The organism is Polaromonas jejuensis NBRC 106434 (assembly GCF_001598235.1).
In the GTDB taxonomy this organism is placed as follows: domain Bacteria; phylum Pseudomonadota; class Gammaproteobacteria; order Burkholderiales; family Burkholderiaceae_C; genus Polaromonas; species Polaromonas jejuensis.
In genome coordinates this window covers 130,092-152,825 of sequence record NZ_BCYO01000003.1, presented here as the reverse complement: position 1 = coordinate 152,825, position 22,734 = coordinate 130,092, and the positions used below count along the sequence as shown (strand labels likewise).

The 22,734-nt window shown below is 61.1% G+C and carries 16 protein-coding genes and 1 riboswitch; of the genes, 14 read left to right on the top strand and 2 right to left on the bottom strand.

Translation table 11 applies throughout. The features are described 5' to 3' along the window. Positions 1-68 precede the first annotated feature (68 nt). Together PJE01S_RS05230 and PJE01S_RS05225 are read right to left on the bottom strand one after the other, a co-directional pair. Complete coding sequence (locus PJE01S_RS05230) at positions 69-2,861, bottom strand: DUF349 domain-containing protein (protein WP_245660621.1); 2,793 nt, start codon at positions 2,859-2,861, stop codon at positions 69-71. A 196-nt stretch (positions 2,862-3,057) separates the two neighbouring features. Beyond that, complete coding sequence (locus tag PJE01S_RS05225; RefSeq protein ID WP_068832110.1) at positions 3,058-7,197, bottom strand: DUF748 domain-containing protein; 4,140 nt, start codon at positions 7,195-7,197, stop codon at positions 3,058-3,060. An 801-nt stretch (positions 7,198-7,998) separates the two neighbouring features. Here PJE01S_RS05225 and PJE01S_RS05220 point away from each other — a divergent pair. From PJE01S_RS05220 to nusB, 14 genes are all read left to right on the top strand, one after another. After that, the gene (locus PJE01S_RS05220; protein WP_068832109.1) at positions 7,999-8,886 is read left to right on the top strand and encodes a lytic transglycosylase domain-containing protein; all 888 of its coding nucleotides are present in this window, start codon (positions 7,999-8,001) and stop codon (positions 8,884-8,886) included. 107 nt (positions 8,887-8,993) lie between these two features. Continuing rightward, a riboswitch (ZMP/ZTP riboswitch) is annotated at positions 8,994-9,125 on the top strand. Between the two features lie 59 nt (positions 9,126-9,184). Next, positions 9,185-10,429: a serine hydroxymethyltransferase gene (gene glyA / locus PJE01S_RS05215; protein ID WP_068832108.1), complete on the top strand. Its 1,245-nt coding sequence runs from the start codon at positions 9,185-9,187 to the stop codon at positions 10,427-10,429. A 98-nt stretch (positions 10,430-10,527) separates the two neighbouring features. Further along, on the top strand, positions 10,528-10,977 hold the full coding sequence (nrdR, locus tag PJE01S_RS05210) for a transcriptional regulator NrdR (protein ID WP_068832107.1): 450 nt from the start codon (positions 10,528-10,530) through the stop codon (positions 10,975-10,977). A gap of 191 nt (positions 10,978-11,168) precedes the next feature. After that, the gene (gene pilV, locus PJE01S_RS05205; protein ID WP_169804362.1) at positions 11,169-11,849 is read left to right on the top strand and encodes a type IV pilus modification protein PilV; all 681 of its coding nucleotides are present in this window, start codon (positions 11,169-11,171) and stop codon (positions 11,847-11,849) included. Next, positions 11,846-12,874 carry a PilW family protein gene (locus PJE01S_RS05200; RefSeq protein ID WP_068832105.1) on the top strand — a complete coding sequence of 343 codons (1,029 nt, stop codon included), beginning with the start codon at positions 11,846-11,848 and terminating at the stop codon, positions 12,872-12,874. The genes pilV and PJE01S_RS05200 overlap by 4 nt, the downstream gene beginning before the upstream one ends. Further along, on the top strand, positions 12,871-13,497 hold the full coding sequence (locus tag PJE01S_RS05195; protein ID WP_084389370.1) for a pilus assembly PilX family protein: 627 nt from the start codon (positions 12,871-12,873) through the stop codon (positions 13,495-13,497). Before PJE01S_RS05200 ends, PJE01S_RS05195 begins: the two co-directional genes overlap by 4 nt. Positions 13,498-13,502: 5 nt before the next feature. After that, positions 13,503-17,639 (top strand): pilus assembly protein, encoded by a 4,137-nt coding sequence (locus PJE01S_RS05190; protein ID WP_084389369.1) that lies wholly within the window; start codon positions 13,503-13,505, stop codon positions 17,637-17,639. Positions 17,640-17,657: 18 nt separating this feature from the next. Then, positions 17,658-18,143 carry a type IV pilin protein gene (locus PJE01S_RS05185; protein ID WP_084389390.1) on the top strand — a complete coding sequence of 162 codons (486 nt, stop codon included), beginning with the start codon at positions 17,658-17,660 and terminating at the stop codon, positions 18,141-18,143. A gap of 10 nt (positions 18,144-18,153) precedes the next feature. Next, complete coding sequence (locus PJE01S_RS05180; RefSeq protein WP_084389368.1) at positions 18,154-18,699, top strand: GspH/FimT family pseudopilin; 546 nt, start codon at positions 18,154-18,156, stop codon at positions 18,697-18,699. Positions 18,700-18,727: 28 nt separating this feature from the next. After that, complete coding sequence (gene ribD, locus PJE01S_RS05175) at positions 18,728-19,837, top strand: bifunctional diaminohydroxyphosphoribosylaminopyrimidine deaminase/5-amino-6-(5-phosphoribosylamino)uracil reductase RibD (RefSeq protein WP_068832100.1); 1,110 nt, start codon at positions 18,728-18,730, stop codon at positions 19,835-19,837. 68 nt (positions 19,838-19,905) lie between these two features. Then, entirely contained in the window at positions 19,906-20,553 is a 648-nt protein-coding gene (locus tag PJE01S_RS05170; protein ID WP_068832099.1) for a riboflavin synthase, read from the top strand. 2 nt (positions 20,554-20,555) lie between these two features. Beyond that, positions 20,556-21,662 carry a bifunctional 3,4-dihydroxy-2-butanone-4-phosphate synthase/GTP cyclohydrolase II gene (gene ribBA / locus PJE01S_RS05165; protein WP_068832098.1) on the top strand — a complete coding sequence of 369 codons (1,107 nt, stop codon included), beginning with the start codon at positions 20,556-20,558 and terminating at the stop codon, positions 21,660-21,662. A 27-nt stretch (positions 21,663-21,689) separates the two neighbouring features. Then, complete coding sequence (gene ribH / locus PJE01S_RS05160) at positions 21,690-22,154, top strand: 6,7-dimethyl-8-ribityllumazine synthase (RefSeq protein WP_068832097.1); 465 nt, start codon at positions 21,690-21,692, stop codon at positions 22,152-22,154. A 48-nt stretch (positions 22,155-22,202) separates the two neighbouring features. Further along, positions 22,203-22,718, top strand: coding sequence for a transcription antitermination factor NusB (nusB, locus tag PJE01S_RS05155; protein WP_068832096.1), 516 nt, complete (start codon positions 22,203-22,205; stop codon positions 22,716-22,718). Positions 22,719-22,734 lie beyond the last annotated feature (16 nt).

Genomic DNA, 22,734 nt, shown 5'->3' with positions numbered 1-22,734 from the left:
CCTCGCCCAGCGACTGTGGCCGCTCCTGCGGCGGGCCGCAGCAGTCGCCAAGGTCGCGGGCGCGGTCTTCAGCGTTTGAGCAAGACCTTCAGCACGTTCTGCACGCGCCGCGCATTGCCGGCGTCGAAGTCGCTGGCCAGCACCCTGGCGGCATCCTCGCCCCAGGTTTCGGCCGGAGCGGGTGCATTGCGTTTGGTCAGCAATTGCAACTGCAGCATGCGGCGGGCGCTGATGTGCTCGGCCGGGGTCGGCAGTTCGGCGGCAATTTCCATGCGCAGCAGGGCTTCGGAGGCGTCCTGGCCTGAGGGTGTGGCCAGCGCCTTGACCCAGCTGTTGCGCACCGCCGGCGCCACCTGCTTGCCCAATTCCTGGGCGGCGGGCAGCTGCGCCGGATCGCGCTTTTCCCAGGCCGTGAGCAGATGCGTCAGCACTTCGCCGTGCGCCTGCATGGCGAGCTTTTTCAGCGCCTGGTTGGCGGCGTCAAAAGCTTCGCGCTGGGCGCGGAAGGCGGCATCGCCCAGACGCGGTCCGCGCTCTTCGAAGGCCGGACGCTCATTGAAGCGGCCGCCCCGGTCGTTGCGCTCGCCACGGTCGTCGCGCCGGGGTTCGAACTTGTTGTCGCTGCCAGGGCGTGGACCGCGCGCATCCTTGCGGTCGCCAAACTTGCCGCCACGGCCTGCGGCTGCCGGCTCGGCTTTTTTCATGCCGGGGCGGTCATCGCCACGCATGGCGACGATGGGCTTGGGCGCGGCTTTGGGGGCCGGTGCTGGAGCCGCCTGAGCCGGCGCTTGCGCGGCTTCAGCCGCGTCATCCGCTATGGTTTCAGTAGCTGGCTGCGCAGCTACATCGGGCGCTGCAGCCATATTTTCCTCGGAAACCGGGGTGGCTTCGACGGCGGCGGCGGCCCCCGCCGCATCAGCCGCCGACTGGGCTTCGGCCGCGGCGGCGGCCACGCGCACCTGGCCGCGAACCGCCGCTTCCAGCGCCTTCGCGGCGGCATGGATTTTTTGCGCGTCGCCGCTGGCGGTGGCGGCCTCAACCGCCTTGGCGGCCTCCAGCACGTAACGGTCATGTTCGCCCAATGCCGCGGCGGCCTTTTCGCGCTCGGCGGTCTTGCGCTGGAAGGCATCGTCAATCGGCTTGCGGAAGGCATCCCAGAGCTTTTGCTCCTGTTTGCGTTCGATAGGCACGCTTTGCGCCTCATGCTGCCAGCGCTGCTGCAGGGCCTTGACGGCGTCAATGCGCAGCTGCGGCTCGGCGCCCAGCACCTGCGCTTCTTCGATCATGGCCTTGCGGCGCGCCAGGCTGTCATTGCGGGCGGCGGTCAGCGCGGCGTCGGCCGCATCCATGGCGGCTTTCCAGACCGGCTGGATCTCGGCAAAGGCTTTTTCGCCCAGATGGCCGGCTTCGCGCCATTTGTCCACAAAGCCGTTGAGGCTGCGGATGTGGTGCTTCCAGTCGGTATTGCCCTTGTTCGCTTCCGCCCAGGCCAGCACCTCGTCAATCAGGGCCTGTCGCTGGGCCTTGTTGGCCTCGGCCTGCTCCTTGACCTTTTCCAGCCAGGCCTCTACGACCTTGTGGGCTTCGTTGCAGGCCTCGTCAAAGCGCTTCCACAGCGCATGGTTGGGCGTGCCGCCCTGGTCGCTGGTCTTCCACTGCTCGCGCATCACGCGCAGGGCTTCCTGCTGCTTGCGCCCGCCCAGGGGCTTGGCCACCAGGGCCTCGGCCTTGACCACCAGTTCCTCGCGAATCTGGTCGGCACGCCAGCGCTGCCAGCCTTCGAGCTCGCCGGCGGCGGTCAGGGCGGCGTGGGCGGCGGCCTCGAGCTTGCTGTCGATGTTGCGAATGTGCTCTTTCAGGGCCTGGCGCAAATCGGCGGCGACCTTGGGCGTGGACTTGCCGTGGCCTTCGGTGACTTCATGCTCCAGTCTGGCGAGCGCTTCCTGCACGATGGCGGCGGATTTCTCGCGCAGGTCCTTCATGACCGCCGGATCGATCCTGGTTTTGGGCGCACGCGCCGGCTGGCCGCCATCTTGAGCCGCCTGGCTCTCTGCCTTTGCGGCGGGCAGGCCGCGCGCGGCACGCAGCTCGTCGGCCCACATGGGGACGGCGGGCAAGGGGGCGGCGGCATCTTCGGCGGCCTTCAGCGCCAGGGCCAGCGCGCCCTGGAAGGCTTCCCACACGGCCAGCAGCTGGCCGCGCGAAGCCTCGAGCAGCGGCGGGAATTTGGCGTCCACACTGGCCCAGTTGGCATCCTGCGTGAGTTCGTCAGCCTGGGCCTGCCAGTGCGTGACGTCGGCGCTCAGCGTCTCGAGCACGGCCTGCGCCTCGCGCCAGGGCTTGATGGACAGCACTTCGATGCGCTGCGCAATCAGCACGGCGGCTTCGCGCTGCACCTGGGTGCGGTGCTGCAGGTCTTCAATGGTTTTCACGCGCTCGGCCAGCTGAACCTTGAGGCCGGCCAGCGGCTCCTTGGACAGCGGCGCGCCGGCCTTGGCGGCGTCGCGCTGCCAGGCCAGGGCGTCGGCCAGATTCAGCTTGGGCAGGGCCAGCAGACCCCGGGCTTTTTCGGCCCATTCGGCGGCCACGGCTTCCTGGCCCTTGCTGCGCTTGAGTTCGTCGAGCTTTTCCTTCAGCGGCTTGGCGGCGCCCTTGTCGCGGTTGGCCAGGTCCTTGTAGACCTCGGCCATCTGCTCGAAGGCCGGCTCGGTGGCCAGCCAGCTGCGGATGCGCGCGGCGCGCTCGCCCGAGGTGGGCGCTGAAAAGGCACCGCCCGTCAGACCGTCCAGCGGATGGGCCTCCGCCTGTTTGTGGGAGGTCGTTTTCACGACGGGGGTTTCAGGCTTGGCAGATTTGGACATGGGGAAACGCAGCATATAAATGATTTTGGCCGAAGGCGCGGGGTCCTTCGGAGTTCAGGAAATTGCAGGCCTGCCGCTGGGCCGTTGGTATTAACCGGGAAGGCAGTGCCGATGTAAACAAGAGGAGCGCAAGGCCAAGCCCGCAACCCCTGACCCAAGCTTCAGAAATAAAGCAATGCAGGTATTTTCGCTGTTTTTAAGGCATCGCCAAATTAAGTTCGGCCCGCGGTGTCCATTTGGCGTCTGGTGGACCGGCTTTGGCCGCGCCGAGAAAGAGCCGCTGGGGCGGCAAATCACGGGAAGCGAGGTAGTCCTTGACCGCCATGCCGCGCTGCACGGCCAGCTCACGCATGGCATCATCGCTCACCTTGATATCGGCCAGCAGCAGCTTTTCCATCTCGGCCACCGGCTGGTCCTTGGCCAGGCCGATCAGGTTGCGCGGCTTGGGCATGTCCGCCCGTTTGTAGACTTCCTTGAGCAGCGCCGGGTATTCGGCCGGACTCACCGTGAGCGTATCCGCGGCGGAGGCGCCGTCCTCCTTCGCCTGGGCAGCGCCTTCCTTGGCCATCTGGCGGCGCTTTTCGGCGCGCACCAGCTGGTTCAGGCGTTCGCGCTTGAAGCCTTCGCGTTCGGCCTCCAGGCTGCTGGTGCCGACCACGGTGAGATGGAGCGCGGGCCGCTCGGCCAGTGCCTTGGCGACCTTGTCCAGCCCCGACCTGGCCTCGGGAGACAGCTGCGCGCTGCCGGCCGGGAAGCCGACCATGCTCAGTTCCTCACCGCCGCCGCCCAGCGCATGGGCCAGCAGGCTGAACGGCGCCGTGATGGCCTTGACGATCACATTGACGATGACCTTGACAATGATGGGCCCGAGGCTGAACTGCGGGTCGTTGAGCGAGCCGCTGATGGGCAGGTCGAGGTCAATCACGCCATTGCGGTCGGCCAGCAGGGCCACCGCCAGCTTGACCGGCAGGCTGGCGGTCGAACCTTCGACCTTGTCGCCAAAGCTGAGCTGGTTCAGCACCAGCTTGTTGCTGGCGGTCAGCCGCCCGTCGGGCAGCACCACGTAATTCACATCGACGCTGAGCTTGCCGCGGTTGATGCCATAGCCGGCGTATTTGATGGCGTAGGGCGAGAGCGGCGGCAGTTCCAGGTCGCGCACCTTGCCCTGGATGTCCAGCGCCAGCGGCTTGGCCAGCGGGTTGAGCTTGCCCAGAATTTCCAGCGAGGCCGTGCCCTCGGCCTTGCCGCGCAGCTCCAGGTCGGCCATATTGGGTGCGCCCACCGTGCCATCGGGGTTGCGGGGAGCCACCGACGAAAACGCGCTGAGCTTGCCGGTCAACTCGCTCAGGTCGGCCGAATAGTTGGGCTTGATGAAGCGGTCCGAGAACAGCACCTTGCCGTTGATCAGGCTCATGGGCCCGAAATTCACGATGGGCGGCGGGCCGGCGGGCGCTGCATTGTCCGCGGCAGGCGCAGCAGACAAGGCCGCAGTTTTTGAACCATTCAAGCCATCAGCGCTTGATGGGCGGGCGCCAGCAGCTATCGTATTTGTAGCGCCTGCGGATGGCGGGGTCGCTGCCGTCGGCGTGCCGGCCGGCTTCAGCAGATCCTGCAGATTGATGCGGCCCTCGGGCGTGACGATCACGCGGGCAAAGAAGTCGGTCAGCACCGTCTCCCTCACATCCACGCGCGTGGCCTTGGCCGGCTCCAGCGCCACATTCAGGCCGCGCACATTCAGCGCCTTCCAGGCCAGCAGGTCTTCACTCGGGGCCAGGGTATTGGCGCGGAAGTTTTCCAGCGCCACGTCACCGGCGAGCTCCGCCTTGGGCCCGGCGGCGGTCTGGCGGTAGGCCACGCGGCCCTTGAAGCTCGTGTCGGCGCGCAGCAAGTCGATGTTGAGCGCGCTGCCAAAGTAGGGTTCGAAGGCCTGCACCGGCAGCCTGTCCACCACCAGACGGCCCTGGGCCTGCAGCGGCGCCAGGCCCAGACTGCCCTTGAAGTCCAGCTTGCCGGGCTCAAGGTGGCCACTGGCCAGGCGCAGCGAGGCCGTCAGCGGCATGGTCTGCGCCCTGGATTTGGCCGAAGGCCTGTCGTCCAGCACCAGACCGCCCAATTGGGCCCTGGCCGCCGTGACCTCAAACGCCACCGGTTTGGCGCCTGCCCGGTCGGAGAACGACATGGCGCCCCCCTCCAGCACCACGTCATCGATGGCCACGGCCCATGAAGGCGCATCGGCTCCGGCCGCCTTGGTGCTGGTTTTGGCGCTGGTCCCGGCGCCGGTTTTTGCGGCAGCGGGCGGCGGGGTCGCCATGCCGTGGCTCACCATCCAGCGTTCGTACATCCAGCGGCTTTCAGCGTCGCGCTCCACCCGGACCTTGGGCTGGTTCAGCTGCATTTTGGCGGCCTTGAAGCTCTGCCCTGCCACGTCAATCGCCACCCCGGCCAGATCGACCCGCTTGATGGACACCAGCGAGGTACGGCCTTGGGCCAGCAGCACATCGCTCACGGCCAGTTGCGGCGCCGTGACTTGCAGGGCCTGGGGCTTGTCGGCCGTGGCCGCCTGCCAGTTCACGCCCAGTTGAGCATCGAGCTGGCCATTCAGGGCGGGCAGCAAAAACTGGCCTATGTATTTGGCCGCCATATTGAGCGGCCAGTCCGCGACCATGGCCGTGACCTGGGCCTCCCGGTCGGTGGCGGAGCCGCTAAAGGTCACCAGCGCCGCAGCTGCCGGGCGCTCCGGCACCTTGCTCGCCGCATTCGCCGCGCTTTTTGCGCCGGTCCTGGCTGCGGACTTCGCAGCAGGCACGGCAACGGACGTCGCGGGCGCCAGCGCAGTCGCCGCCGACGGGTCCAGCCCCAGGGAGCCCTTGAACTGCAAGGGCGCATTGGCGGCAAAGGGCATGGCAATGGCCGAGCCATCCAGCGCAATGCCCGCCAGCCGGATCTGGGCCGGTGATGACAGGGTTTCATCGAGCCAGTTCACGGCACCCGCGCGCACGGCCACCTTGCCCAGTTGCACCGTCCAGGGCGTAGCGGTCGCGGCCTTGGCCGGCGGCGCAGCGGCTGCGGCGCCGCTGGAAGGGTTCAGCGCTGCCTGGGCCTGATTTTTTGAATCATTTTGGCCTGCAGCCCTTGCTTGACGGGCGCCACCAGCTACATTATTTGTAGCAAGCCGGGCATTCTGGTCAGGCGATGGCAACACATTCAGGCGCCCTGCCCGGTCGCGGGTGATGGAAAGCGTGGGCGCGGTGAGCTCCACCGCAGAGAGTTTGACGAAGCGATCGAGCGGCCGCACATCATCCATGCCGACCTGCAGGCGGTCAAAGGCCAGCAGCTCATGGCTTTTCGGCTGAGGCGGCGTCTGGGCCGTGGCCTGGGCGTCCAGCAAACGCACGTGGTCTGCCGTGACGGTGCCGGAAATCCTCAGCACGGTATCCGGCGTCTGCTCAAAGGCGAGCTTGACATCGGCCTGCAGCACGCCGCTTTGCAGCCTGACCGGCAGGCTGGCGGGCCAGTAGGCCAAATAGGGTTTCAGGTCAAAGTCACGCAGCGTGATCCGGGCATCGGTTTTGTGGGTCTGGGCAAAAGGCGTCCCCACGGCGGCTGTATCGAAATTGCTGCCATTGAGCTTGAACGCCAGGTGCGGCGCAGTTTTGATCTCGCGCTGGGACTTGAGATTGCTTAAAAAGGGCACCGAGATCGTCAGTTCGCGCAATGCGTGGGTCTTGCCGGCCGGCTGGTCGGTGAAGTCCACTTGCCCGCCACTGAGCTGGAGGTTGTACAGGGAAAATCGCGGCGTCTCGCCGGCCGGCTCGTTCGCAGGGGTCTTGAGCCGTTCCAGGATGTCGTCGATGTCGTAGTGCCCTTCCCCCAAATGGGTCAGGGACACGGCGGGGTCCTCCACCACGATGGCATCCGCCACCGGTGCCAGCCGCACCAGAGAAGCCAGCTCTGCATCTATATAGAGGCGCTTGATGTGAAGCTGGGGCGAAGACTGGGGAGACTGGGCTGAAGACCGGGCGCTGCCGGGTGCGCCGGAGGTTTCGCTGCTGGCCGAACCCGTGCGGTTATCTGTGCGGTTGGAAGGCGCTGCTGGCTGGCTTTTGGCGATCGCCAGGTCATTGATCGTCAGCTCCAGTGACCAGGGCTTGAAATCCACCGCCCCCACCGTGACCTGCCGACCCAGCTTTTCAGAGGCGATTTTCTCGATCTGCGACTTCACAACGAGGGGAACTACGGCATACGCCAGCGCCCACAACAGCAACAGGCCGCCAAGCAACCACGCAACGCGGCGCAGCCACCGCGATGAGCGGACCAAATTGCTTGTCTTGGCCATAAATGCCCACCTCTTTGTTATTCAATTGCGACTGTGCGCCGGGTTTTGACACCCGACCCCGAAGTCGTGATTTTAGGGGGCAAAGAAAAAGGGCGTACCCAATGAAAAACCCCGGTTAGCGATGCTAACCGGGGCTGACGGCGGGCGTTCATGCTCACCATCGGGGTTCGCAAAGGAGAGAGTAATCGTCTCACAGTGCGGTGGAAGCAAGTGATTGCTTCCAGTTAATCCGGGATTGGTTACCCGGTTGGTGCCTGAATGAATCAGACACCTGCAGGTTAACTCCGCCCCCTTCTCTTCGCAAGGCCATTTTTTCAATCGCAAAACAGGCGGTGATTGCTGTTCTCTTGGTTTCAACCCCAAGCCCACCATGGCGAAAACTTGCCGCTTGTAACGTCTTGCATGCCGCCCTGAATGGCCTCCAATCGAAAAATCCTGACAGCAAAACGGGAAGTTGGCTGATGGTTTCATCCGGCCGGTCGAACTTTACTGGAAGCCGCAACTCGAAGAGAGTTGCAGCGGTCTTGTTACAGTTTTGTGTCGGTTTTAATCGGTTTTACCTAGAAAAGGACCATCTAACCACATGATTTGGAATATCAAACAACTTTGTTATTATTGACAGGTTATTTACCACCCCACTAGAATCCCGCCATCCCAGGAAAAACCTGGGGACAACCCCATCCGCTGCCGAACCCGGCAACGTCAAACGAGGGTCAACACCACAAGGCACAGCCTTGGTTTGATGGCGACCCAATCAAAGCAGCCAAGCCTTAGCGTCTGGCGCGCATAGAAAGGAGTGCTATGACAGCGCTAGGAAACCTCACCCTTGAGGCGCATTTAAAAAATGTACGCAGCAGTCTTTCAAGTATTGCTGATGACATTGCCCAAGGCTTTTTCGAGATCACCCACAACAGCTTTGCCCTTCTGGGGCTGGTCGTCGTGTTTGCGGTGATCACCCTGACCGCCCGACCCGACCTCCGTCAAGCCGGTGAACTCAAACTCATGACCTGGCTGCAGGAGCGCCAGGAAGAGGCGATTGGCTTTACCGAGCCCGACGACGACGTCGTCGTCGAGCCTGACGCCATTCAGCGCGCCACGGCGTCGAATCCGAAAGACCTGCCCTCTCAACAGGCAGCGGTGGCTTACTGGCTGAGCAAAAAATACGGTGTTGCGCCCGAGCCCTTGAGTGCGCTGGTGTCAGAAGCCTTTGACATCGGCCAAAAAGTAAAGCTCGACCCCACCCTGATTCTGGCCGTCATGGCGATTGAATCCAGATTCAATCCATTCGCCCAAAGCCCGGTCGGCGCGCAGGGGCTGATGCAGGTCATGACCAAGGTGCATCACGACAAGTACGACAACTTCGGCGGCATGCTGGCGGCTTTTGACCCCGTCACCAATCTGCGCGTGGGCGTCAAGGTTTTGCAGGAGTGCATCACGCGTGCGGGCTCCATTGAAGGCGGCCTGAAATACTATGTGGGCGCGGCCAACCTCGAAGATGACGGTGGCTACGCCGGCAAGGTCATGGCCGAGCACGCCCGCCTGCTCGCCGTCGTCGGCGCCAAGCGCCTGTCGCCCCGCTTCTTCCGCTCACCGGCGCCCGCAGGCTCCATGCCGGCGTCATTGCCGGCGAAGGCTGCCCCCATGGAATCGGGCAGCAAAGTGGCCGAAAAAGTGGCGCTGCTGAACTAATACGACGCATCGGCGGCCTGAGTCCATCCTGTTCGAGCCGGGCGAAAACCCGGCTTTTTACGTTCCAGGGACAGTGTCTCGCGGGGTCAGACGCCCTCAGTTACACTAGCAGGGTGCGCGACTGGCGATAGGCATCACACGGTTTTGCCAACCATTGATGCTGACGTGGGACACCACTGGGAAGCGCACCGTTGAAGCCATTTGGCCAAAGCGTTCAGCCGTTCGCCTGGGCAGCCCTTGCTTCCTTTACTCACCCCGTAGAGCCAAAGGACAAGGATCCGAGTCTTGAAGGACTGCCATGTACCACCGCAATATTCTGGTTGAACAGACCGACCCCGAAATTTTCGCCGCCATCCAGGCTGAAAACGCCCGGCAAGAGCACCACATCGAGCTGATTGCCAGCGAGAACTACGCCTCGCCCGCCGTCATGGCCGCTCAGGGCTCCCAGCTCACCAACAAATATGCCGAAGGCTATCCGGGCCGCCGCTACTACGGTGGCTGCGAGCATGTGGACGTCGCCGAGCAACTGGCCATTGACCGCATCAAGCAGATTTTTGGCGCCGAAGCCGCCAACGTGCAGGCCCACTGCGGCGCTTCCGCCAACGAGGCCGTGTTTCTGGCCTTCCTGAAGCCCGGCGACACCATCATGGGCATGAGCCTGGCCGAAGGCGGCCACCTGACCCACGGCATGGCCCTCAACATGAGCGGCAAATGGTTCAACGTGGTGTCATACGGTCTCAATGAAAAAGAAGAGATCGACTACGACGCCATGGAGCGCAAGGCCCATGAGACCAAACCCAAGCTGATCATTGCAGGCGCTTCCGCCTACAGCCTGCGCATCGATTTCGAGCGCTTCGCCAAGGTCGCCAAGGCCGTGGGCGCCATCTTCATGGTGGACATCGCCCACTACGCCGGCCTGGTGGCTGCGGGTGTGTACCCCAACCCGGTGCCGCATGCCGACGTCGTGACCTCCACCACCCACAAGAGCCTGCGCGGCCCGCGCGGCGGCATCATCCTGATGAAGGCCGAGCACGAAAAAGCCATCAACAGCGCCATCTTCCCCGGCCTGCAGGGCGGCCCGCTGATGCACGTGATTGCGGCCAAGGCCGTGGCCTTCAAGGAAGCGCTGTCGCCCGAGTTCAAGGCCTACCAGCAGCAGGTCGTGAAAAATGCCCAGATCGTGGCCGAAACCCTGACGCAGCGCGGCCTACGCATCGTCAGCGGCCGCACCGAAAGCCATGTCATGCTGGTCGACCTGCGCGCCAAGGGCATCACCGGCAAGGAGGCCGAGGCCGTGCTGGGCAACGCCCACATGACCATCAACAAGAACGCGATTCCCAACGACCCGGAAAAGCCGATGGTCACCAGCGGCGTGCGCATTGGCACGCCAGCCATGACCACGCGCGGCTTCAAGGACGAAGAGGCACGCATCACGGCCAACCTGATTGCCGACGTGCTGGACAACCCGCGCGACGCGGCCAACATTGAAGCGGTTCGCGCCAAGGTCAATGCATTGACCCACCGCTTCCCGGTTTACCGTTAAGCAGGCGGCACTGCGCAGGCGCTATTGTTTCGATAGCGACCTGCGCATACCCCACAAGGGCTGATGGCAGAAACGCCGTTACATTCAGGTAAAAAACTATGAAATGCCCTTTTTGCGGTCACCTCGAAACCCAGGTCGTCGAAACCCGGGTCTCCGAAGATGCCGATTTCATACGCCGCCGCCGCCAGTGCGGCGCGTGTGAAAAACGCTTCACCACCTACGAGCGGCCCGATGTCAACTTTCCGTCCATCGTCAAAAAAGACGGCCGGCGTACCGAATACAAGCGCAGCAAGATCCTGGGCTCCATGAACATGGCGCTGCGCAAGCGGCCGGTCAGCACCGAGCAGGTCGACTCTGCGATTGAGCGCATTGAGGAAAAACTGCTGAACCTGGGCGTGCGCGAAGTCGCCTCCAACCGGCTGGGCGAACTGGTCATGCGCGAGCTGAAAAAGCTCGACAAAGTGGCCTACGTGCGCTTCGCCAGCGTTTACCGCAGCTTTGAGGACATTGACGAGTTCAAGACGCTCGTCGATGAGGTGCGGCGCTAGTTTTTCCGCCCAGCCGTCGAGGCCAATTTCCCCCTTAGCTGCTGGCCTGCGCCTGCGAACTGCCGCTCGTCCGTCAATTCGCGCCTTTCATCGGATCAAATGAAAGCTTTTCGAAAGGTACGTAAAGCTGTGCAAAACTGCGCCCAATCTTGATGAAGACCCGGCCCAGTCCTTACCAGCACCTGCCTGACATGACGACTTCCGCATCCAGAAGCCTCGGGTTTACGCTGATAGAGCTTCTTGTGCCCATTGCCACCGCGGCCATTCTGGCGGCCCCACCTCGCGCAACACCGATTCGCTCGCCCTTATCGCACCGGGTGCAATCCGGCTTTTCCATTCTTGAAGTCCTGATTGCCATCATTATTCTGAGCATCGGCATGCTCGGTGCGGTAGGCATGCAAACAGCTGCGATGCAATCCAACAAGGAAGCCCGCAATCAAGCGGCAGCGGCCACTTTCGCCCGGGAACTTGCCGAAAAAATGCGGGGCAACCATACGGTGGCCATCAAGACTGCGCCTGCGGACAATCCGTATTTATTTGATCTCACGCTGACGGGCACGCCCCTTGCCCTCCCTGCAACCAACTGCTTCACGGACGGCTGCCCGACCGTCAAAGATGCCGCCATCTGGGACGTCGCGGACTGGCAGGGACGCGTTCAAACGGCACTGCCCACCCCCAGAGTCAAGGTATGTTTTGATCAGGACCCTTTTGACGGCACCGGCAAACCCCGGTGGGCCTGTACAGGCACCGGAGACATTGCAGTGCTGAAAATGGGCTGGACAAGAAACAACACAGCCGGAACGCTGGAGTTCGCCGCAACCTCAGGTGTGCCGGTGGTGGTCGTGCCACTGACGGCAGGCAGCTCGGAATGATGCCTCGCCGCTTTCCCCATGCAGGCCGGAATCAGCACGGCTTGACGCTGATTGAGTTGCTGGTCGCCCTGGGCCTGGGTCTGCTGGTCGTAGTAATTGCCGCGACGGCGCTTTTGCTGGGTCAGCAAGGCTATCGCAGTGTAGACGCCACCACCCAATTGCGTGACCGGGAACGGTTTGCCACCGACCTGTTGGCGCGGGTCATCATTCAATCGGGCTACCAGGACTTGGGCGCTGCAAATGTATCCCTGCGCTCGACGGCCACACTTCTTGGCAATGACCCGGAGCCCGACATCTACGGCTGGAACAATGCGGTCTACAAGCAGCCTGACAACCTGATCCTGAGTGAAAGTACCAAGATCGTTACAGGCAACAGGCCCGGCTCCTGCACCGTCAACGACACTTCCTGCAAAAACGGCAGTGACGTTCTGGTAGTCCGCTACCAGGGCGTGAATTCCCCGACCAATGCCGCCAAGCCGGACAACACCATGATCAACTGCATGGGTCAAGGCGAGGCCGGCTTGACGAACGGCGATCTCAACGACCGTGCCGTCAGCATGTTCCACGTAACACGAGGCACCCATGGTGAACCTGCGCTGTCATGCTCTTACTACAATTTTGCGACCGGCCTCTGGATCGCGCCCGCCCCCATCATCGAGGGCGTTGAGTCCTTTCAGGTGCTATTTGGCACCGACGGCGTCTCCCCCTCGCTTGCACCCAGCGCTACCGCCGTGCAGGACACCGTGGCGGACCGCTGGCTACGCGCCGACCAATTGACGGTTGCGGGCAACGCCGCGGCCACACGCGAAAACTGGCGCAGGGTGCGGGCCGTACGCGTTGGCCTGGTGATGCGGGGCCCCGTGGGCTCAGCCCAGCAAGCGACCACGGCTACTTTGACCCCACTAGGCGGCCTGTATGCCAGCACCAATGACACGGGCTCCACGCTGTCTGCGGCTGCTGACGGGCGCTTGCGCCTGCAAAGCACCTTTACCGTGCATTTGCGCAACGACCTCACGCTCCGATGAAACACCATCCTTCAGCGTCATCCGGCAGTCCGAATACGCGCGTGCGCAGCGCGCATCGCGGATTTTCCCTCATCACCACGCTGATACTGCTCATTGTGGTCACGGTGCTAGGCATAGGTGCGAGCCAGATGGTGTTGTTGTCTGAGCGCTCAACCCGCTTTGACCGTGACCAGCAGATCGCCTTCCAGGCTGCGGAGGCCGCGCTGATCGACGCCGAGTTCGACATCCGCGGCCCCAACACGTCGGTAAACCAGCGCATGGCCTCGTTCACCGCTACCAGCGGCTTAGGCTTTATGGACGGCTGCGGCACCGGCACTTTGCGGGGCCTGTGCCTGCCCGTCGCGGACGGCCAGAAACCGGTCTGGTATTCGGTGGATTTCACAGACGAATCCGCCAGCGCGAAGACCGCGAAGTTCGGCGACTTCACCGGCCGGACCCTGTCCACAGGCACCAGCGGCATTCGCCCCGAGATGCTTCCCCGTTACATCATTGAAGTGCTTCCCGACACCACGCCGGGAAGCAGCGCCAGCGCGCCCAAAAAATTGTTCCGCGTCACGGCCATGGGATTTGGCCCCCGCAGGGAAACCCAGGCTGTCCTGCAAATGATCTTTCGAAAAGAGTAAATGCCATGAATTTCCGGATTTCATTGTCAGGCTCGTCCCGCAAGACATTCAAAGTCTGGGGTATCCGGCTTGCTGTACTGTCAGCCTTGTCGGCCATTACGGTAGGCGTTGTGATCAGTCAGACCATCACCCTGCCGCCCGAAATAGTCCTGCCCGCCGAGCCGCTCTACATGAATGGCGCCAAGACCAAAGGCAACCTCACATTGGCCCTGTCGGTTGAATTTCCGACGGTGGGGCAAACTTACCGCGACAACTTCGATTCGACCAAGGAGTATGTCGGATATTTTGATCCAAAAGCCTGTTACCGCGCTGTTTTGAGCAGCGGTTCTGTCGGCAATTATTTCGATTGGCAGGCCAACAAGGGCACTTCTTCGGCCACCTGCAAAAACAGCGAGTTCGATGGAAATTTCATGAATTGGGCCACCTCTTCGGCCATCGATATCATGCGTTACGGCCTGACCGGCGGTAACCGCGTCCTTGACGAGAACAACACAACGGTGGTTGAGCGTGCCTGGTTGCCCGACAACTTTTACAACAACTCCAGCTACTTCTCTGAAAAATTTGTACCGAACTCACAGTTGTCCGGCAGGACCGAGAATCCGCCCGAGTCGTTTCCCAACGGCATGTGGATTTATAACTGTAAAAACCGGGTGTATTTCGCTAATGCCCAAGACACCAATGCCACGGGAAATAGCAGCTGCGCCGCCCCCTTTGCCGTTGCGAATGCATTAAGCCCCAAATTGATCAAGGCAAATGCCAACAATAAAGGCAATTATTATGAGGTTCGCAATCTGGTTTGCGACCCCAACAGTGCCACCAACCGGCTGATGACCTACGACCCGGCTACCAAGAAATGGAGCGGCCTGTGCTATCGCTACCCGAACGGCAAACACAAGCCTGTCGGCCAATTCCAGATGAATGCGGACAACCTGCGGGTCTCGGTTCTGAGCTACCTGCAGGACAACAGCCGTTCACGATACGGTGGGGTGCTGCGTGCGCCGCTCAAATACCTGGGACCCAAAAACTACGACAGCAACTTTAATTTGCTGACGGCGGCCAACGCCCGCAGCGAATGGGACGCCAACACGGGCGTGTTTATCGACAACCCCCAAAACGGGGATGCAACTTATGGCGCCCAAGGCTACCCCAAGAGCGGCGCCATCATGTACATCAACAAGTTTGGCACGCTCAACCCTGACGCCATCGGCAGCTACAAGAGCTACGACCCACTTAGCGAACTGTATTACGAGGCGATTCGCTATCTACAGGGCAAGCAACCTACAGCCGAGGCCATTTCAGGCTTGACCGGCACAGCAGCATCTGTCAAGGCCCTTCAGGAAAACTTTCCAGCCTATCGAACATGGACAGACCCCTTCGCAGGCTTTACCGATACCACTGATACTGGCAAGGGCTGTTTGAGAAACAGCATCTTGACGATTGCTGATGTATTCACGCATGGAGACCGATCTGTTCCAGGCAACGGCTTTAATAACTATGACGATTTTGTCCGTGGCGCAGAAACCTCACCGGCCCTTGATGTCCCGTTTTGGACCAGTGTGGTCGGCAGCTTCGAGAGCAAAACGACCTCCACAGCCACCGTCACCTACACCGACAGCCAAGGTCGCACCCAAACTGCAGGTAACCTCGCCTCAAACACCACATACAGTTGGTTGAGCGATGCCAGCACCAGAGTGACTGGCGCCGGAGCCAAGCCGAGCGACCTTACCCTGGAGGGTAACAGCGGGGGGTCATACCACATGGCAGGCCTGGCTTATTGGGCCAATACCCAGAGTTTTCGCGCCGATTTGCCAAAAGGACGGATCAAGACTTACTCGATTGATGTCAACGAGAGACGTGATAGCGATAACGTTGATTTCCGCCGGACGCGGCAGTTGTACCTCGGCGCCAAATACGGTGGCTTTGACGACAGCGCAGCCGGCAATACCGGCAACCCGTATGCGGGCGGCACCAACGTGCTGTGGCAAGGCAGCGATGGCGAAGCCAAAAACTATTTCCTGGTCAGCGACGCAGCGAAATTTCTGGACTCACTCTCGGAAGTATTTGCGCGGGTTGTGGAGGAGACCGGCAGCATTGCAGGCGGGGCCATCTCCACACAGCGATTGACGGTAGGCCAGGCAGCGGCCGTGTTCCAGGCCCGCTTTAATCCGGTCGCCAACTTCTGGAGCGGACGTTTGCTCAAGTTTCCGCTGTCGCTGGACACAGCGGGCACATCTCTGATCATCGGCAGCACACCTACCTGGGAGGCGGGCCAGGTGTTGACTGCTGACACGCTGGCAGACAACGGCGCAGCCAGAAACATCATTATTGGCGCGCCCATCGGGGCTCAGGCGACCGTGTCGCCTACGCTTTTCAACTGGACCGATCTCGCGCAGGCGCACAAAGACTCACTCAACACGGTGCCATACAGCAACCCTGTAGCGGCGGATACCCTGGGTGAAGACAGGCTTGCCTACCTGCGGGGAGACCGTCGCAAGGAAATCAAACCGGCGACCCCGCTGGAGCCGTTCCGGCCACGCGATATCGTGCTGGGTGATATTGTCAACAGCGGCCTGGTCTACATGGGCAAGCCGTCGGGAAGCATCACTGGCACCACCTACAACACCTTCTTCAACGACAACAAAAATCGCAAGCCTGTTATTTTTGCCAACGCCAACGACGGCATGCTGCACGCTTTTTACGACAGCAATGGCAAGGAAGCCTTCGCCTACATACCAGGATTTGTAGCCGGCAAACTGAACCAGATACCCGACCAGGACTACAGCCACTTCAGTATCAATGACGCCACGCCTGCAGTTGCCGAGGCTTATTTAGAGCGCGTGGAAGGCATGGTAGGCAAGCAGTGGCGCAGTGTTCTGGTGTCTGGTGTTGGCGCCGGCGGCCAAGGTCTTTTTGCCCTGGATGTGACCGATCCGGAAAATTTTAAGAAGGAAAACGTGCTCTGGGAATTCACGGATCGCGATCATCCGGCGATGGGCAATGTGATCGGCACGCCCAAGATAGTGAAACTTCGCACCACCAACGCAGGCGTTACCCCGGACTATAAATGGTATGCAGTGGTCGCCAGCGGTGTCAACAATTACACGGCCGATGGTTTCAAAAGCACCACGGGCAATCCCTCCATTTTCATCATCGACCTGTCGAACCAGCTAGCCAAGAATGGGGGTGTCGCCTGGACGGAAGGCACGAACTTCTGGCGCATCGAACTGCCCCAAACCAGCACGGCCATCGCCAAAGGCCTGGTGGGGTTTACCACGGTTGAAAACCGCCAGACAGGCGCCGTGGACAGCCTGTATGCCGGCGACTTGCAGGGCAATGTCTGGAAGTTGAATTTCACCCTGAAGGGAACCGGCAGCTTGACCACCAACGCCACCACCAACTTGACCATATTCAATGCCAAAACGGGAACCAGCAATACATTTTTCGTCGCCAAGGACAGCAGCAATGCACTACAGCCCATCACCGGTGAGCCGGTGATCAACAACGCTTTCTTTGACAGCAAGCTGGTGTCTTTCGGGACCGGAAAGTATCTGGAAATCGCGGACACGAGCGTCCCAACGACCGTGACGAATTCGTTCTACACGCTTTTGGACAACACAAAGGCAATTAGCGGACGATCTGTTTTGCAGCAAGGCAGCGTATCGACGAGTGGCGCCGTGACAGTCCCCAGTTTTGTCTATGGCACGCCGCCCGACGCAAGCTCCACCCTGAAAATGGGCTGGTATATAGATTTTGACAAGAGTATTGGCGAACGTCAGGTCAGCGACATCACCGCCGAATTTGGCCAGCTGTTTTTTGGCTCCCTGTTCCCCACCAAAGGCTCTTGCGGTGAAGGGGGTGGACGGTTTTATGCGGCTAACGCACTCACGGGCAACGGTGTTTCAGAACTGTCCCAGGTCGGCATACTGGCCGCGCCCCTGGTTCTGGAAATCGGCAGTACAGCGCTCACCAACAGCGACACCAGCGGTCAACGAACAGCAACCCGGCGTGCAGGCATCATCACGCAGGGATCCAAAGGGTTGAAAGTTGCCGCGACCAGTGGCGGTGGGCTGACGTACAGCGAACAGGTAGGACGGCTAAGCTGGCGCCAGATCAACAACTACCGAGAAAACAAGAACAACTAACCCGTGCGGGAAATCATGATGTCCCCATCCCTATCTCCATCCGAAGAGCAACGCAAGCAGTCCGGGTTTACGCTGATTGAGCTCATGATCGCCGTTGCCGTTGTCGGGATACTCGCAGCGGTAGCCTACCCCGCCTATACCGACTCGGTACGCAAAGGCAAGCGCGCCGAAGCACGGGCTGCGCTGATGAACCTGCTTCAGCAGCAGGAGCGTTACCTGACGCAAATGAATACCTACGAAACCTTCGCCGCAGGAACGCCGGGAACGCTGCCCTTCAAGGCCTATTCGTCCTCCGAGGGCGCACAGGAAAAAAGCAGTCATCTGCTGGGTGCAAGGCTGTGCCAGGCGGTGGGCGCCGTCACGCCCACCAAGCGTGATTGCATCGAAGTGTTTGCCGTGCCACAAGACGGCATTTTTTCAGACCCGCATGTGACGTCGATGGCGATTGATACCCAGGGCAGGAGAACTTGCACCGGGACACAGGTTGATCGCTGCTGGAAGTAAGGCCCTCGTCATGCCTTCTACCGCTCGAGTCATGCCGCGCCGGCAAGCCGGCTTTACCCTGATCGAACTGCTGATAACCATCGCACTGGGCGTGGTGATGATGGTGGTGGCCGTACCAAGTTTTGTACAGTTTCAACGAAATGCGCAACTATCGGATGCCGTCAGCAATTTCATTTCTGCAGCCAACACGGCAAGAGCCAATGCCATGAAGCAGGGACTCAACACCTACCTCGTCCCCAACAACGCCGGCACGGGCTGGCGTTCAGGCTGGATGGTTTATACCGACGCCAACTGGAATCAAGCCTATAACGCCGACACGGATGAAGTAGTATTGCGCCACGAGACATTGAGTACGGATATTTCTGTCAATACTCCTACCGCCAGCAGCCTGACAGACGGTTACCTGCTTTTTAACGGTAGCGGCTACCCACGATTGAAAAATGGCGGATTTGGCGGCGGAACCATTGTCATGAGCAACACATTGCGCTCAAGTTCGATCATCATTGACCCTGCAGGTCGGGTTCGGTCCTGCAAAACAGGATCCACCGGTTGCTAATCAAGCGCTTCTTTTCAAACTTATTGACATGACAGAAAACCTGTCAGAGCCAGTGCGAGACGCGTTAAACGCGGCCTACGCGGCATTGTCCATTTGCCCGCCCAATCCGCGGGTGGGCTGTGTCATTACAGACCTCAGCGGTAAAACCCTGGGGCTGGGCCATACCCAGCGCACGGGCGGCCCCCACGCCGAAGTCATGGCCTTGCACGACGCGACGGCCAAGGGGCATTCCGTTGCAGGGGCCACCGCGTATGTCACCCTCGAACCCTGCTCCCACCACGGCCGCACCGGCCCCTGCTGCGACGCGCTGATTGCAGCCGGCATTAAAAAAGTGGTCGCCTCGATTGCCGACCCGAACCCGCTGGTTTCTGGTCAAGGCTTTGAGCGTCTCCGTGCTGCCGGGGTTGAAGTGGAGGTAGGCCCAGGTGCCGCAGAGTCCCGCGAACTCAACATCGGTTTTTTCAGCCGCATGGTCCGCAAGACGCCGTGGGTACGCATGAAGATGGCCGCCTCGCTGGATGGCAAGACGGCGCTCGACAACGGCGTCAGCCAATGGATTACCTCTGACTCGGCCCGCACCGATGGTCATGCCTGGCGGGCTCGTTCGTGCGCCGTGCTGACCGGCATTGGTACCGTGCTTGAGGACAACCCGCGGCTGGATGTGCGCCAGGTTGCCACGCCACGCCAACCGCATCTGGTGGTGGTGGACAGCCGTCTTGAGACGCCGCTGAATGCTCATCTTTTTATAGCTGGTCGCGCGCTCTACATCTACGCCGCAGAGCAAAATGATGCAAAAAAAGCGGCTCTTGAAGCACGTGGTGCCACCGTTATTTACCTGCCGGGCGCCCATGGAAAAGTCGATCTGGCAGCCATGTTGCACGATTTGGCCCGCCGCGAAGTCAATGAATTGCATGTCGAAGCGGGGCACAAACTCAATGGCTCCCTGATCCGCGAGGGCCTGGTTGATGAGTTTCTGGTTTATTTGGCCCCAAAAATGATAGGCCAGGGGTTTGGCATGGCCAGCTTTGGGCCGATGACTGAACTCTCGCAAACGGTGGCGCTGGAGTTTCGCTCGACTGAGATGGTCGGGCCTGACCTGCGTATCGTGGCAAGAGTCAAGGGGCGCGACCAGTTTTAGGCCGGGGTTTAAGCCAGGGTTTGCAAGCCAGCCTCAGGCGCTGATGCAATCTCTGCGAAAATACAGCGATGTTTACCGGAATCATCACCGGCTTGGGGCGCATCGTCGCCGTCCATAGCCTGGGCAGCTCTTCAGACCATGGCAAGCGCCTCACCATTGAAACGCCTGCGGGTTACCTCGATGACGTGGGTTTGGGTGACAGCATTGCCCTCAACGGCGCCTGCATGACGGCCACGGCGCTCGACACGGCCAACAACCGGTTTTCCATCGACATTTCGGCCGAATCCCTGGCCAAAACCAGCGGCCTGGCTGAAACCGGCGTCATCAACCTCGAAAAAGCCCTGCGCGCGCATGACCGCCTGGGTGGCCATATCGTTTCAGGCCATGTGGATGGCATTGGCACGGTCACGCATTTCGCCGAGGTGGGCGAAAGCTGGGAACTGCGCATACGCGCGCCCCGTGAACTGAGCAAATACCTGGCCTACAAAGGATCCATCACCGTCAATGGCGCGAGCCTGACGGTGAACCGGGTCACCGACCTGGCCGATGACGCCGGCGATGCCGGCGGCAGCGAGATCAGCATCAACCTGATTCCCCACACCGTTCAGAACACGGCGCTGGGCCAACTGAAGACGGGTTCCCAGGTCAACCTGGAAATCGACCTGATCGCGCGTTATGTCGAACGCATGCTCCAAAACACCACTACACAGGCCTGACCATGACAACCGTAATTTCCCCTGTCGAAGACATCGTGGCCGACATGCGCGCCGGCCGCATCGTCATCCTGATCGATGAAGAAGACCGCGAAAACGAGGGCGATCTGGTGCTGGCGGCCGACCATGTCACCCCGGAAGCCATCAACTTCATGGCCCGCTTCGGCCGTGGCCTGATTTGCCTGACCCTGACGCGTGAGCGCTGCGAATTGCTGCAACTGCCGCCCATGGCCACGCGCAATGGCACCAAATATGCAACGGCGTTCACGGTCTCCATTGAAGCCGCAGAGGGCGTGACCACCGGCATTTCTGCCGCCGACCGCGCCCGCACGGTGCAGGCCGCCGTGGCCAAAAATGCCACGGTCAATGACCTGGTGCAGCCGGGCCACATCTTTCCGCTGCAAGCGGTCGATGGCGGCGTGCTGATGCGGGCCGGCCACACCGAGGCCGGCTGCGACCTGGCGGGCATGGCCGGCTGCTCGCCGGCGGCCGTGATTTGCGAAATCATGAAAGACGACGGCACCATGGCCCGTCTGCCTGATTTGCAGGTATTTGCGGCTGAACACGGTCTGAAGATCGGCACCATTGCCGACCTGATCGAGCACCGCAGCCGCCACGAGTCGCTGATCGAGAAAGTTGGCAGCCGCACGCTTCAGACCGCATTCGGCGAATTCAAGGCCCATGCCTTCAAGGACAAAACCAGCCACGAACTGCACCTGGCGCTGGTCAAGGGGCAATGGGCCGCTGACGACACCGTGGCCGTACGCGTGCACGAGCCGCTGTCAGTACTGGACCTGCTGGAGACGGGCCGTTCCATGCACTCCTGGAGCCTGGACCAGAGCCTCAGGCACATCGCAGAAGAAGGCAAAGGTGTGGCGGTGCTGCTGAACTGCGGCGAAAGCGCCGAACAGCTGCTGGCCCAGTTCGAAGGCACGGCACGCGCAGCCCAAGCCCCCGAACGCGGCCGCATGGACTTGCGTACCTACGGCGTGGGCGCGCAAATTCTGCGTGAGTGTGGTGTGCACAAAATGAACCTCATGGGCAACCCGCGCCGCATGCCCAGCATGACCGGCTACTGCCTCGAAATTGTTGGCTACATCAACAAAGACTAAAAATAAACAACGCAAAGGGAGCTCATCATGTTTGGTGCGGAAAAAGGTTCGGCTGACAAGCTTGACGGTAAAAAACTCTCCATTGGCATTGTGCAGGCGCGCTTTAACGAAAGCGTGACCAACGCCCTGGCCGAGGCCTGCAAGCAGGAGCTTGCAGCGCTGGGCGTGGAGGAAAAAAACATCACGCACGTCAAAGTGCCCGGTGCTCTGGAGGTGCCCTGCGCGCTGCAGGCCCTGGCAGAAAGCGATAAATATGATGCCCTGGTGGCCCTGGGCTGCATCATTCGCGGTGAAACCTATCACTTCGAACTGGTGGCCAATGAAAGCGGCGCGGCCGTGACTCGCCTGGCGCTTGACTACCAGTTGCCAATCGCCAATGCGATTTTGACGACTGAAAACCTTGAACAGGCACAGGTGCGCCAGATTGACAAAGGGCGCGATGCGGCACGCGTGGCCGTGGAGATGGCCAACCTGGTCAACGAACTGGCCTGAGCGCCCTGCTCCCGAAACCCTTACTTAACCGGCATACATCGGTACCTCATGGCTGAACCCCTCAATAAACCCAAACGACCTCCGCAAACCCGAACCGGCCTGACCGACACCGGCGTCAAGAAAGCGGCCGACAAGTCGGCTCGCACCCGTGCGCGTGAATTCGCCCTGCAAGCGCTTTACCAGCACCTGGTCGGTCGCAACGAGGCCGATTCGATTGATGCCTTCACGCGCGACCTGGTGGGTTTTCACAAGGCAGATTCGGCCCACTACGATGCCTTGCTGCATGGATGCATCGAAGGCGCCACGGCCCTGGATGCCGCTATCACTCCCTTGCTGGACCGCCCATTGGCGGAAATCTCACCAATTGAGCATGCCGTGCTCTGGATAGGCGCCTACGAATTCAAGAATTGCCTGGACGTTCCCTACCGCGTCGTGATCAACGAATGCATTGAATTGTCCAAGGCCTTCGGCGGCACCGACGGCCACAAATACGTCAATGGCGTTTTGCACAAAATGGCGCCTTCGCTGCGCGCCGCGGAAGTTGCCGCCGACCAGTCCAGATAACACCCGACAAATCATA